Below are 12,547 nucleotides of genomic sequence, written 5' to 3' on the forward strand. Positions count from 1 at the left end.
TCACCGGCGCACCACCCCCCACCCGGCCAGCAGCCACACGCCCCAGGCGAGCCCGCGCCACACCGGCTCGGCCAGGACCGGGTCCATGAGGTCGCTCACCGTCGGCTGCGCGGGATCCAGCAGCGCCCACGCCTCCAGCCCGGCGAACGCCGCGCAGGCGACCGCCCAGGGCCACCACAGGGCCGGCCTCTCGCGTGCCCGCGCGGTCCTGACGTGGGTACGGCAGGCCGCGCCGAGCACCACGACGCCGACCGCGATCACGGCGGCGTAGGTCGCGGGGGCGAACGACGGCAGGCCGGCGCCGGCGACGGCCGCGGCGGCGAGGAGGGCGGCGAGCAGGCCGCGCCGCGGCCACCCGCCCCGCGCCTGCTCGCGCCGCCCGGCCAGGCCTCCCGTGGGCTCTTCCATCCCGTGCCTCCGGCCGCCAGCGTATCGCCGCCCCCCGCACCGGGCCAGGCACCGGGCCAGGCACTGGGTCGTGTGCCCGACCATGCATCCGACCGAGGCCCCGCCCAGGCACACGGGCATGCGCTGCACCATGCGCCGACGTGTCGCCGTGGCCGGGCCGCGGGCGCCCTGGCGGCATCGCCCGGACCGCCCCTCGCGCGGCTGCGCGGCCGGCGTCTGCGCAGCCGCGCGAGGGGCGGAAATCGGGAACGCGGTCAGCCGCGGAAGAACTCCGTCACCGCGGCGGCGACGGCCTCGTCGTCGGCGCCGTGCCAGCCGCCGGGCAGGCTGCGCCGTACGCCGTGGGGGAGCGCCGCGGCGATCGCGGCGGTGCCGCCGGTGAGGTCGTCGGAGCTGCCCTGGCTGTCGAGCACCAAGGCCGGGACCCGCACCTCGCGGAGGAGGGCGTGGGTGGTGGCGTTGGAGATCTCGCAGTCGTAGACCAGGGTGTGGGCGACCGCCTCCAGCGCCGGGAGGGTGGGACCGAGCTCGGCCATCATCTCGGGCGGCACGCCGGTGGAGGTCAGGAACTCCCGGACCGCCTCGGCGCGTCGGCCGGCGGCCACCAGCTCGGCGATCCGCGCGGTGAAGGCGAGGTCCGGCGGCTCGTCCTCGCCTCGCACGGGCGGTTCGAACAGGGCGAGCCTGGTGATGGGCAGCCCGCCGGCCGCCGCGTGCAGGGCCAGCAGCCCGCCGGAGGAGAACCCGTAGACGCAGGCCGAGCCGCCCGCCTCGGCGATCACCGCGGCCAGGTCCTCGACCTCGCGCTGGACGGCGTAGGGCGGGGTGTCGCCGCTGGCGCCCCGGCCGCGCCGGTCGTAGGTGTGGACGGTGAAGTGGTCGGCGAGCAGGGAGCCCAGGCGCCGGATGGTGTCGAATCCGGAGTAGCCCCCGGCGGGATCCACCATCACCACCGCGGGCCCGCTGCCGGAGCGTTCGAAGGCGATCGGTGTGCCGTCGGCCGACTTGGCGACGTCCTGAGACGTGTGCATGACCTCCTCCTGGAGATGTGCGGCGTCCGATGCTGCCGTATAGACCGTGCGGCGGGCCGGAACTCATCGCCGCCCTGGAGGGCGGGCGTGACGGCGGGGAGGCGAGGCGCGGCCGGCCCGCCGGAACCGCTGGCCTTGCCCGCCGGCGGCTAATACGCTCCCAGCCTGTCAGCACAGCCGACCTGGCAGCAGGAGGGACCGGCAGCCATGCCCGACGAGGCGCACCAGCGGAGAGGAGTGCCCCTGTGACTGTCCGAGCGACGGGCCGGTTCGAGGTGAAGTGGGACGAGCAGCCCGCCTACGACGAGCGGGAGGGCGCCACGCTGTCCCGCGCCACCGTCACCAAGAGCTTCACCGGCGACATCGAGGGCTCCAGCGTCGCGGAGGTGACCAAGGCCGTCACCGGCGTGCCGGGCTCGGCCGGATACGTGGCGGTCGAGCGGCTGGAAGGCTCCGTCCACGGCCGCTCCGGCAGCTTCGTGCTGCTCCACACCGGCCTGATGGACCGGGGCGACGCCTCGCTGACCGTCAGCGTGGTGCCCGACTCCGGCACCGGCGAGCTGACCGGCATCCGCGGCCAGATGGTCATCGACGTGGCCGACGGGCGGCACTCCTACACCTTCGACTACACCCTCGGCGGCTGAGCCGTGGAGCGGTACGCGGCGCTGCTGCGCGGGATCAACCTGGGCAGCAGGATGCGCATGTCCATGGCCGACCTGCGGGACCTGCTGGCCGGCCTCGGCTACACCGACGTGGCCACCCACCTGCAAAGCGGCAACGCCGTGTTCACCGGCACGGGCGGCGAGCAGGAGGTGGCCGCCCGCATCGAGGCGGCCATCCGGGAACGGCTCGGCATGCCGGTGCGCTGCCTGGTGCGCGGGCGGCGGGAGCTGGCCGACGTGGTCGCCCGCGACCCGCTGCGGGAGGCCGTCACCGACCCGGCGCGCTACCTGGTCACCTTCCTGTCGGACAAGCCCGACCCCGGCCGGTACGCCGACCTGGACCCCGCCCGGTTCGCGCCGGAGACCTACGTCGTCGGCGAGCGCGAGATCTACGTGTGGCACCCGGACGGCATGCGCAACAGCAAGCTGACGCACGCCTTCTGGGAGAAGCGCCTGGGCCTGGTCGCCACCTCGCGCAACTGGAACACCGTCACCAAGCTGCTGTCCATGCTGGACTGAGCCCGGAGCCGCCGGCCTGGCGCGGGGTGACGGCGGAACGTTCCCGCGGTCACCCCTTCTCCCTCGACTTCTCCCTCAACGGCGGCCGCGCGGACGTGCTCGACGCGACCTCGAGGCCGTCACGGAGAGCCGACCTCCACCGGCTCCACCCGCAGCTCCCGCACGATCTGCGCCGCCGCCTCGTCGCGGCCGGGACCGAAGTCCTCGCCCACGAACATCTCGTTGTAGGCGTGCTGGAAGCAGCCGGCCAGCAGCAGCCGGGCGGTGGCCTGCGGGTCGACCTGGGGCGAGACGCGGCCCAGCCGCTGCTCGGCCTCCAGGTAGGCGGCCAGCGGCACGATCTCGGCCATGGGGCCCAGGCCGTTGTCTCGCACGGCCTGGCGGAAGCGGACGGTCACCGCGGGTTCGGTGAAGGCGGGCAGCGCCGCCGACTGGATCTCGGAGTAGTAATCGATGCCCGCACGGGCGACGAATATGAGGTTCTCCCGCACCTCGCCCCTGCCCGGGGTGAGGTTGTGGAGGATGCGGAGCCATAGGGGGAGCCGGTCCTGGAGAAGGGCGAGGAAATGATCCACCGGCCCGCCCGTGCGGTCCTCCCGCAGCGAGAGGGCCATCTCCAGCACTCGTCGTCTGGTGTCCTGACTTCTTTGGTGCGGATCTACATGGGAAGTCACCATGGTAGGCCTAACGTGCGCAGTCACAGGGGCATGATTCGACGTGGCACCGTTGGTTGTCGCCGAAGTTTGCAGAGCCGTGCTTCTCCTGGTTGTCCAATCGTTGCAAGCTGGGATCCCAACTTGGTGCAGATTTGTATGAACTTCGTGGGTCCCCGATTATTCCGCGAAACCGGTGCGAATACGCTGAAAATTAGCTGTCAGTGTTGTTGTTGCGGCGCCGGAGGTAACGCTCGAACTCCGCGGCGATCGCGTCGCCGCTGGCCTCGGGCAGCTCGGCGGCGTCCTTGCGCTCCTCGAGCTCCTTGACGTACTCGGCCACCTCGCTGTCCTGGGAGGCCAGCTCGTCGACCCCGCGCTCCCAGGCGCGGGCCTCCTCCTCCAGGTCGCCCAGCGGCATGGCGATGTCGAGCAGGTCCTCGATGCGGCGCAGCAGCGCCAGCGTGGCCTTGGGGTTGGGCGGCTGGGCCACGTAGTGGGGCACCGACGCCCACAGCGAGACCGCCTGCAGCCCGGCCTGGCCGAAGGCGTTCTGCAGCACGCCGACGATGCCGGTCGGCCCCTCGTAGCGGCTCAGCTCCAGGTTGATCGAGCGGGCCAGGCCCTCGTCGGTCGCCGCGCCGATGACCGGCACCGGACGGGTGTGGGGCGAGTCGTTCAGCAGCGCGCCCAGCATGACCGCCAGCTCGACGCCCAGCTCGCGGCACAGCTCGATGATCTCCTCGCAGAACGACCGCCAGCGCATGTTGGGCTCGATCCCGCGCAGCAGCACGACGTCGCGCGAGGACCCCGGCGGCCGGGCGTAGGACAGCCGCGTCGTGGGCCAGATGATGGCCCTGGTGTGGCCCTCGCCCATCTCGACGATCGGCCGGGTGACCTGGAAGTCGTAGTAGTCCTCGGGGTCGATGGCCGCCAGCGGCTTGGCCTGCCAGGCGCTCTCGAGGTGGGCGATCACGCCGCTCGACGCCTCGCCCGCGTCGTTCCAGCCCTCGAACGCGGCGATCAGCACCGGGTCGACGAGCTCGGGGAGCCCTTCGAGCTCGATCACGCGCCCTCCTCTCGCTGGTGTCTGGTTAAGCCTATGCGGTGCAACGGCCGGAGCGTCACGGTCCGCTTCGATCATCTTGTCCGCACGCCGGGTGGCGCGCCACCCGCCCAGGTCACCGGCGACAGAGGCGGCCGCTCAGCCCCGGCCGCCCGGAGTGGTGTGCACGATGAGCACGTCGCACCCCGCCCGGTGGGTGACGGTCGACGGCACCGAGCCCAGCAGCCGCCCGGCCAGGCTGTTGAGCCCCCTGTTGCCCACCACCAGCAGGTCGGCCCCGTGGGCGGCGGCCAGCGAGACCAGCACGTCGGCCGCGTCGCCCTCCTCGGCGGCCAGCACGACGTCGGCGGCCCCGGCCGCGACGGCGTGCTCGCGGGCGGCCCGCAGGGCGTCCTCGGCCGGGGTGGAGCCGCTCACCTTGTAGGCCAGCTCGCCCAGCCGGTCGGCGGCCGCGGCCCGCTCCCGCTCGCGCATGGGCAGGTAGGCGCAGGCCAGCACGAGCCTGGCGCCCGTGGCATGGGCGAGCGCGCCCGCGGCGGACACGGCGCGGAAGGAGGAGGGGGAGCCGTCGGTGCCCACGAGGATGGTGCGGTAGGCCATCGGAACCTCTCATTGGACGGAAGGTTCAATTACGGGGATGACTAAGCTTAGGGTCATGAGCCACTCGCCGTCCTTCCGTGATGTCCTGTCCCAGCGCGTCATGGTGGCCGACGGGGCCATGGGGACGATGCTGCAGTCCTACGACCCGTCGCTGGACGACTTCGAGGGGCACGAGGGCTGCAACGAGGTGCTCAACGTGACCCGGCCCGACATCGTGCGAGCCGTCCACGACGCCTACTTCGAGGCGGGCGTCGACTGCGTGGAGACCAACACCTTCGGCGCCAACTACGCGGCGCTGGGCGAGTACGGCATCAGCGACCGGATCTTCGAGTACTCCGAGGCCGGGGCCAGGATCGCCCGCGAGGCGGCCGACCGCTGGAGCACGCCCGAGCACCCACGGTTCGTCCTGGGCTCGATCGGGCCCGGCACCAAGCTGCCGACGCTGGGGCACCTGCCGTACTCCACGCTGCGCGACGCCTACCGCGACAACGCCGCCGGGCTCGTCGCGGGCGGCGCCGACGCCCTCATCATCGAGACCTGCCAGGACCTGCTCCAGCTCAAGGCCGCCGTCGTGGGCGCCAAGCGGGCCATCGAGGCGGCGGGGAAGGACGTGCCGATCATCGCCCAGGTCACCATCGAGACCAACGGGGCGATGCTGCTGGGCTCGGAGATCGGCGCGGCGCTGACCGCCATCGAGCCGCTCGGCGTCGACGTGGTCGGCCTCAACTGCGCCACCGGCCCGGCCGAGATGAGCGAGCACCTGCGCTACCTGGCCAGGCACAGCCGCCTGAAGCTGTCGTGCATGCCCAACGCCGGCCTGCCGGTGCTGACCGCCGACGGCGCCTACTACCCGCTGCGGCCCGAGGAGCTGGCCGACGCCCACGAGGCCTTCACCCGCGACTACGGCCTGGCGCTGGTGGGCGGCTGCTGCGGCACCACCCCCGAGCACCTGCGCCAGGTCGTCGAGCGCGTCCGCGGCCGGCAGCCCGCCCCGCGCAGGCCCCACCCCGAGCCGGGCGCCTCCTCCCTCTACCAGAGCGTGCCGTTCCGGCAGGACACCTCCTACCTGGCCATCGGCGAGCGCTGCAACACCAACGGCTCCAAGGCCTTCCGCGAGGCGATGCTGGCCGGCCGCTGGGACGACTGCGTCGAGATGGCCCGCGAGCAGGCCCGCGACGGCGCCCACATGCTCGACCTGTGCGTCGACTACGTCGGCCGCGACGGCGTGGCCGACATGAAGGAGCTGGCCTTCCGCTTCGCCACCGCCTCCACCCTGCCGATCATGCTCGACTCCACCGAGCCGGCGGTCATCCAGGCCGGGCTGGAGATGCTGGGCGGGCGCGCGGTGGTCAACTCGGTGAACTACGAGGACGGCGACGGCCCCGACTCGCGCTTCCAGAAGATCATGCGGCTGGTCCGCGAGCACGGCGCCGCCGTGGTCGCCCTCACCATCGACGAGGAGGGCCAGGCCCGCACCGCCGAGTGGAAGGTCCGCGTCGCCACCCGCCTGATCGAGGACCTGGTGACCAACTGGGGCATGCGGGTCGAGGACATCATCGTCGACTGCCTGACCTTCCCCATCGCCACCGGCCAGGAGGAGACCCGGCGCGACGCGCTGGAGACCATCGAGGCCATCCGCGAGCTCAAGCGCCGCTACCCGGGCGTGCAGACCACCCTGGGCGTCTCCAACGTCTCCTTCGGCCTCAACCCCGCGGCCCGGATGGTGCTCAACTCGGTCTTCCTCAACGAGTGCGTCAAGGCCGGGCTCGACTCGGCCATCGTGCACGCCTCCAAGATCCTGCCGATGGCGCGCATCCCCGACGAGCAGCGCCAGGTCGCCCTCGACATGATCTACGACAGGCGGCGCGAGGGCTACGACCCGCTGCAGCGGTTCATGGAGCTGTTCGCCGGCGTCGACGCCTCCTCCATGCGGGCGGGCAAGGCCGAGGAGCTGGCCGCCCTGCCGCTGTGGGAGCGGCTCAAGCGGCGCATCGTCGACGGCGAGCGCAAGGGCCTGGAGGCCGACCTCGACGAGGCCCTCGCCCAGCGGCCCGCCCTGGAGATCATCAACGACGTGCTGCTCGACGGCATGAAGACCGTCGGCGACCTGTTCGGCTCCGGCCAGATGCAGCTGCCGTTCGTCCTGCAGTCGGCCGAGGTGATGAAGGCCGCCGTCGCCTACCTCGAGCCGCACATGGAGCGCGTGGAGGGCGAGACCAAGGGCCGCATCGTGCTGGCGACCGTCAAGGGCGACGTGCACGACATCGGCAAGAACCTCGTCGACATCATCTTGTCCAACAACGGCTACGAGGTGATCAACCTCGGCATCAAGCAGCCGGTCAGCGCCATCCTGGAGGCAGCCGAGGAGAAGCAGGCCGACGTCATCGGCATGTCCGGGCTGCTGGTGAAGTCCACGGTGGTGATGAAGGAGAACCTCGAGGAGATGAACGCCCGCGGCCTGGCCCGCCGCTACCCGGTCCTCCTCGGCGGCGCCGCCCTCACCCGCGCCTACGTGGAGCAGGACCTGGCCTCGCTGTTCGAGGGCGAGGTCCGCTACGCCCGCGACGCCTTCGAGGGCCTGCGGCTGATGGACGCCTTCATGGCCGTCAAGCGCGGCGTGGCGGGCGCCCAGCTGCCGCCGCTGCGCGAGCGGCGCGTCAAGTCCGGCGCCGTACTGCAGCGCACCCCCGTCGAGGAGCTGCCCGCCCGCTCCGACGTGGCCACCGACAACCCGGTGCCCGCCGCGCCCTTCCACGGCGACCGCATCGTCAAGGGCATCCCGCTGGCCGACTACGCCGCCTTCCTCGACGAGCGCGCCCTGTTCCTCGGCCAGTGGGGGCTCAAGCCCACCCGCGGCGGCGAGGGCCCCGGCTACGAGGAGCTGGTGGAGACCGAGGGCCGCCCGCGGCTGCGCATGTGGCTGGACCGCATCCAGACCGAGGGCCTGCTGGAGGCGGCCGTCGTCTACGGCTACTTCCCGTGCGTCAGCGAGGGCGACTCGCTGGTCATCCTCGACGGCGACGGCGACGAGCGCACCCGCTTCACCTTCCCGCGCCAGCGCCGCGACCGCCACCTGTGCCTGTCGGACTTCTTCCGCCCCCGCGAGTCCGGCGAGACCGACGTGGTCGCCTTCCAGGTGGTCACCATGGGCTCGCGCATCGCCGAGGCCACCGCCGAGCTGTTCGCCAAGGACGCCTACCGCGACTACCTGGAGCTGCACGGCCTGTCGGTGCAGCTGACCGAGGCGCTGGCCGAGTACTGGCACGCGAGGGTCCGCTCCGAGCTGGGCATCGGCGGCGAGGAGTCGCTGGAGGACATGCTCAAGGTCAACATCCAGGGCTGCCGCTACTCCTTCGGCTACCCCGCCTGCCCCAACCTGGAGGACCAGCGGCAGCTGTTCGAGCTGCTCAGGCCCGAGCGCATCGGCGTCGCCCTGTCGGAGGAGTTCCAGCTCCACCCCGAGCAGTCCACCTCCGCCCTCGTGGCGCACCACCCGGAGGCCAAGTACTTCAACGTCTGAAGTCCCTGACGCAGCGGGAGAACCCCGTTACGGTCGGTGTCCGTGATGGTTGTCTCCTTCCAGAGCGTGGCCGAGGAGGCCGTCTCCCGGGCCAGGTACGACTGCGGCAACGTCCGGGACCTGGCCGCCCTGTTCACCCCCGACAAGCTCGCTGTGCTGCGCGAACAGGTCGGCGTGTGCTGCTTCCTGGCCTTCCACGCCCGCGGCGACCGGGAGATCGCCGGCTACGTCCGCTCCGGGACCATCGCCGACGACAGCGGGCCCGACATCCTGGTGCTGTTCGCCCTCGACGAGCCCGCCCCGATCGCCGTGCCGCTCGGCGGCGGCTCCTTCGAGCGGTGGGGCGAGGCCCAGCGGAGCGTGCACCCGGCCTACCGGCTGGTGCGGATGCTGTTCGACGGTGCCGCGCCGCCGCTGCCGGGGCTGGTGGTCTTCGGCGACATCGCCGCCGACACCGACGCGGTGTACCTGCCGCTGGGCCACCTGGCCGACGAACAGGAGGTGCGCACCCACCTGCGGCAGGTGTTCGCCGACATCGCCCACGCCCACGCGGCGGCCAGGTCCGGCAGGTTCCTCGACGACCTGGGAGTGGCGTGGACACGGCGCGGCCTGGCCTACGAGCGGACCGACCGCAGGCCCATGCGCGAGTGGCTGATCGAGGGCTTCCGCGTCGTGCGGGAGAACTACGGCGACATCGTCACCACCCTCGGGCTGCTGTGATGACGCTGTGATGTTCGTGACGACGATCCAGGTCGCGGGCGGTGACGTGCTCGTGGAGCTGACGGCGTCCCTGGTGCGCGAGGCGGCCCTGGCGAGCGCGGCCGACTCCACCGGCTGCGGCCTGTTCGCGGGGCGGATCCGTCTGCACGGCACGCTCGTGCGTGACGCCGAAGCCCTGGAGCGCGCCCTCGGGCTGCGCTTCGGGCCCGTGGAGCTGCCCTACCTGCTCCTGGTACGGCGGGGCAGCGATCGCCTCAACGGCTACCTCACCCCTGCCCACCCGCCACGCGATCGCGCTGCTGCTGCGCCGCGACCCCGGAGGCGCTGGTGCGGCTGTTCTTCGGCGCCGGGCTGCACCCGGCCGTCAAGGCGGTGTGCGGCCAGCTGGCCGAGATCGACGCCGACTACCACGCCGTCGCCGCGGTGCTCCGGCTGGGCGGCGCGCCCGTGATGACCTCCGTCCTGCGCGGCCAGCGGGACAGGCGGGAAACCTTCCGTCGCGCCGGGGACGTCTGCGGCGACCGGTTCGCGCGCGAACGCATGCTCGGCCCCCGCCACCTCCTCGACCACCGGGGCGAGCTGCCGCCCCCGTGGCGCGGTCCCGGCCGGCGGACCGCCTCGCTGTGGCCGCGCATGGGCCTCCCGTACGGCCTGCCGCCGCACCACGCCCTGGTCGTCTCGCCCACCGACCCCGGCCTGTGGCGTGACCTCGCGCGACACCTCCGCGACACGGGCGCCGCCCGGTCAGCCGCTCTGGCCGATCACATGGCTATGCTGACCGCCTCCGGCTGAAACGCCGCCGGGCAGGAATCTCCTCGCGCTCCGAGCCGTTGAATCCTGCCCACGACCGACACGAAACGGGGAGTCATGGAAGCGGTCTTCTTCGACATGGACGGCCTTCTCGTCGACACCGAGAAGGTGTGGCTGGAGCTGGAGACCGAGGTGATGGCGCAGCTGGGCGGCCAGTGGACGCCCGAGCACCAGGCGCACCTCGTCGGCGGCTCGATGGAGCGGACCGTCTCCTACATGCTGGCCGTCTCCGGCTCCGACGTGCCGCCGCAGACCCTGCGCCGCTGGATGGTCGACGGCATGGTGGCCAAGCTCGCCGGCGGGGTGACCCCCATGCCCGGGGCGCTGGAGCTGCTGGAGGACCTGCGCGGCGAGGGCGTGCCCGTGGGCCTGGTGACCTCGTCGCTGAAGGAGATCGCCGAGGCCGTGCTGACCTTCGTCGGGCGGGACCGGTTCGACGCCGTGGTCACCGCCGACGACGTGGCCAGGACCAAGCCGGACCCCGAGCCCTACCTGACCGCCACCCGCCTGCTGGGCGTCGAGCCGGTGCGGTGCGTGGTGCTGGAGGACTCGCCCAACGGCGTGGCCGCCGCGACCGCGGCCGGCTGCGCGGTCGTGGCGGTGCCCAGCCTGCTGCCGATCGAGCCCGCCCCCGGGCGGCTCGTGGTCTCCTCGCTGACCGAGGTCACCCCGGACGACCTGCGCGCCCTCCTGTGAGGGGAGTCCCCGGCCGCGGCGCCGCCGTCCCCTAGGGGATGATCCCTCCTGGCGGAGGAGCGCCGCCGGCGTACCCGCGTGCCAGGATGGAGAGGTACCGACACGAGGGGCGGCCGAGATGCTCAATCAGATCCCGTGGTTGCTGGTGTGCGGCGGGCTGACCGCCGCGGGGCTGGTGCTCACGATCCTGACCTTCCGCCGCAGGGGAGCGGCGCCCGCCATGCGGCTGGCGGCCTGGTCCCTGCTCCCCATGGCGGCCTACCTCACCGGCGCGATCGGCGCCCTGTGGACGATCGGCGCCACGGCGGTCGGGTTCGTGACCAACCTGGTGCTCAACCCCCTGGTCTGGGCCGGGGTGGCGCTCGCGGGCGTGTCGCTGGTCCTGTTCGTGGCCTCCGGCGTTCTACGCTCCAAGAAGATCGCCCAAGCCGGCGGGCGGCCGGCCAAGCCGAAGGCGGCTCAGGCCGCGCCTGACAGGCCTGCCGTACCGCAGAAAACGCAGAAGACCACGGAGGACGATTTTTCCGACATCGAGGAGATTCTGCGCCGTCGTGGCATCGGCTAGTGCTATGTCACAGTTCTGAGACGCAACCTAGACGGCGTGTTGACATTCCATCCAAGATCGATACGAATGCGTTTCGCGTCAATCACAGTTGAGCCACATCGGCGTCTGGGGGACTGGTCATACCAGCTCAGCGCATAGATTCTGCCTCCGGGGGTCGCGACAACGCGATCCGTGCAAGCATCACGTGAGTCCCGAACGGACAACGTCGTCTGGAAGCCCGGGGAGCCCAACATGCGCGAGCGCAGTCGATGCGGGGCGAGCCAGAGGAGGCACTATGGCTACGCCGCTTGACGCGCAAGGCACCACAGCGGAGGCGCAGCCGGAAGCGATCGTCTCAGGGGTCGACAAGAAGGCCATCCAGGGCCGTTCCCTCGGACAGATCGCCTGGATGCGCCTCAAGCGCGACAAGGTCGCCATGACCGGCGGCGCGGTGATCGTCTTCCTGATCCTGATGGCCATCTTCGGCCCGATGGTGATCCGCGCGATGGGCTTCGACCCGCTGGAGTTCCACCAGGACCTCATCGACCCCTCGACGCTGGCCCCCAAAGGCACCTTCGGCGGCATGAGCATCGAGCACCCCTTCGGCATCGAGCCGGTCAACGGGCGCGACATCTTCAGCCGCATCGTCGAGGGCGCCTGGATCTCCCTGCTGATCGCCTTCCTGTCGACCCTGCTGTCGGTGGTGATCGGCACCATCCTGGGCATGACGGCCGGCTACGTCGGCGGCTGGGTCGACACGCTGATCAGCCGCACGATGGACATCTTCCTGGCCTTCCCGCTGCTGGTCTTCGCGATCGCGCTGGTGGGCGTGGTGAGCCAGTTCGAAGCCGACCTGGACATCAAGGGCAACACGCTGCGCATCGCCCTGCTGATCTTCATCATCGGCTTCTTCAACTGGCCCTACATCGGCCGCATCATCCGCGGCCAGACGCTGTCGCTGCGCGAGCGCGAGTTCGTCGACGCCTCCCGCAGCCTGGGCGCCACGCCGTGGTACATCGTCTTCCGCGAGCTGCTGCCCAACCTGATCGCGCCGATCCTGGTCTACTCGACGCTGCTGATCCCCAGCAACATCCTGTTCGAGGCGGCGCTGTCCTTCCTCGGCGTGGGCGTCAGCCCGCCCACCCCCACCTGGGGTGGCATGCTGTCGGAGGCGGTGAAGTTCTACACCATGCCGCACTTCGCGCTCTACCCCGGTCTGGCGATCTTCATCACGGTGCTGGCCTTCAACCTGTTCGGCGACGGCCTGCGCGACGCCTTCGACCCCAAGGCCCGATGACTGCGTGACCCGCTCCGGGGC

Annotated in this window: 13 protein-coding genes; 8 read left to right on the forward strand and 5 right to left on the reverse strand. The window is 71.7% G+C overall.

Annotated elements, in window-relative coordinates; genetic code table 11:
- Both BSB02_RS09370 and BSB02_RS09375 read right to left on the reverse strand, forming a co-directional pair.
- The gene (locus BSB02_RS09370; protein ID WP_084958312.1) at positions 1 to 408 is read right to left on the reverse strand and encodes a hypothetical protein; all 408 of its coding nucleotides are present in this window, start codon (positions 406 to 408) and stop codon (positions 1 to 3) included.
- 254 nt (positions 409 to 662) lie between these two features.
- Positions 663 to 1,439, reverse strand: coding sequence for an alpha/beta fold hydrolase (locus tag BSB02_RS09375; protein WP_084958313.1), 777 nt, complete (start codon positions 1,437 to 1,439; stop codon positions 663 to 665).
- Between the two features lie 245 nt (positions 1,440 to 1,684).
- Here BSB02_RS09375 and BSB02_RS42070 point away from each other — a divergent pair, with 245 nt between their 5' ends.
- Both BSB02_RS42070 and BSB02_RS09385 read left to right on the forward strand, forming a co-directional pair.
- Complete coding sequence (locus tag BSB02_RS42070; RefSeq protein ID WP_143590407.1) at positions 1,685 to 2,083, forward strand: DUF3224 domain-containing protein; 399 nt, start codon at positions 1,685 to 1,687, stop codon at positions 2,081 to 2,083.
- A gap of 3 nt (positions 2,084 to 2,086) precedes the next feature.
- The gene (locus tag BSB02_RS09385) at positions 2,087 to 2,620 is read left to right on the forward strand and encodes a DUF1697 domain-containing protein (protein ID WP_084958315.1); all 534 of its coding nucleotides are present in this window, start codon (positions 2,087 to 2,089) and stop codon (positions 2,618 to 2,620) included.
- Positions 2,621 to 2,739: 119 nt separating this feature from the next.
- On the opposite strand, the gene BSB02_RS09390 is transcribed toward BSB02_RS09385, so the two are convergent.
- From BSB02_RS09390 to BSB02_RS09400, 3 genes are all read right to left on the reverse strand, one after another.
- On the reverse strand, positions 2,740 to 3,234 hold the full coding sequence (locus BSB02_RS09390; RefSeq protein ID WP_143590409.1) for a hypothetical protein: 495 nt from the start codon (positions 3,232 to 3,234) through the stop codon (positions 2,740 to 2,742).
- A gap of 253 nt (positions 3,235 to 3,487) precedes the next feature.
- Complete coding sequence (locus BSB02_RS09395; RefSeq protein WP_084958317.1) at positions 3,488 to 4,342, reverse strand: PAC2 family protein; 855 nt, start codon at positions 4,340 to 4,342, stop codon at positions 3,488 to 3,490.
- A 135-nt stretch (positions 4,343 to 4,477) separates the two neighbouring features.
- Complete coding sequence (locus BSB02_RS09400) at positions 4,478 to 4,939, reverse strand: universal stress protein (protein ID WP_084958318.1); 462 nt, start codon at positions 4,937 to 4,939, stop codon at positions 4,478 to 4,480.
- Positions 4,940 to 4,994: 55 nt separating this feature from the next.
- Here BSB02_RS09400 and metH point away from each other — a divergent pair, with 55 nt between their 5' ends.
- The 6 genes from metH to BSB02_RS09435 all read left to right on the forward strand — a co-directional run bounded on the left by metH (position 4,995) and on the right by BSB02_RS09435 (position 12,526).
- Positions 4,995 to 8,459, forward strand: a complete 3,465-nt coding sequence (gene metH, locus BSB02_RS09405; protein ID WP_084958319.1) for a methionine synthase — start codon at positions 4,995 to 4,997, stop codon at positions 8,457 to 8,459.
- A gap of 42 nt (positions 8,460 to 8,501) precedes the next feature.
- On the forward strand, positions 8,502 to 9,179 hold the full coding sequence (locus BSB02_RS09410) for a hypothetical protein (protein ID WP_143590411.1): 678 nt from the start codon (positions 8,502 to 8,504) through the stop codon (positions 9,177 to 9,179).
- A gap of 327 nt (positions 9,180 to 9,506) precedes the next feature.
- Complete coding sequence (locus BSB02_RS09420) at positions 9,507 to 9,971, forward strand: hypothetical protein (RefSeq protein ID WP_084958322.1); 465 nt, start codon at positions 9,507 to 9,509, stop codon at positions 9,969 to 9,971.
- Positions 9,972 to 10,046: 75 nt separating this feature from the next.
- On the forward strand, positions 10,047 to 10,685 hold the full coding sequence (locus BSB02_RS09425) for an HAD family hydrolase (protein ID WP_084958323.1): 639 nt from the start codon (positions 10,047 to 10,049) through the stop codon (positions 10,683 to 10,685).
- A 118-nt stretch (positions 10,686 to 10,803) separates the two neighbouring features.
- On the forward strand, positions 10,804 to 11,250 hold the full coding sequence (locus BSB02_RS09430) for a cellulose synthase (RefSeq protein WP_084958324.1): 447 nt from the start codon (positions 10,804 to 10,806) through the stop codon (positions 11,248 to 11,250).
- 274 nt (positions 11,251 to 11,524) lie between these two features.
- Positions 11,525 to 12,526 (forward strand): ABC transporter permease, encoded by a 1,002-nt coding sequence (locus BSB02_RS09435; RefSeq protein WP_084958325.1) that lies wholly within the window; start codon positions 11,525 to 11,527, stop codon positions 12,524 to 12,526.
- Positions 12,527 to 12,547 lie beyond the last annotated feature (21 nt).

Source organism: Thermoactinospora rubra (genome assembly GCF_002093975.1).
Classification (GTDB): domain Bacteria; phylum Actinomycetota; class Actinomycetes; order Streptosporangiales; family Streptosporangiaceae; genus Nonomuraea; species Nonomuraea rubra_A.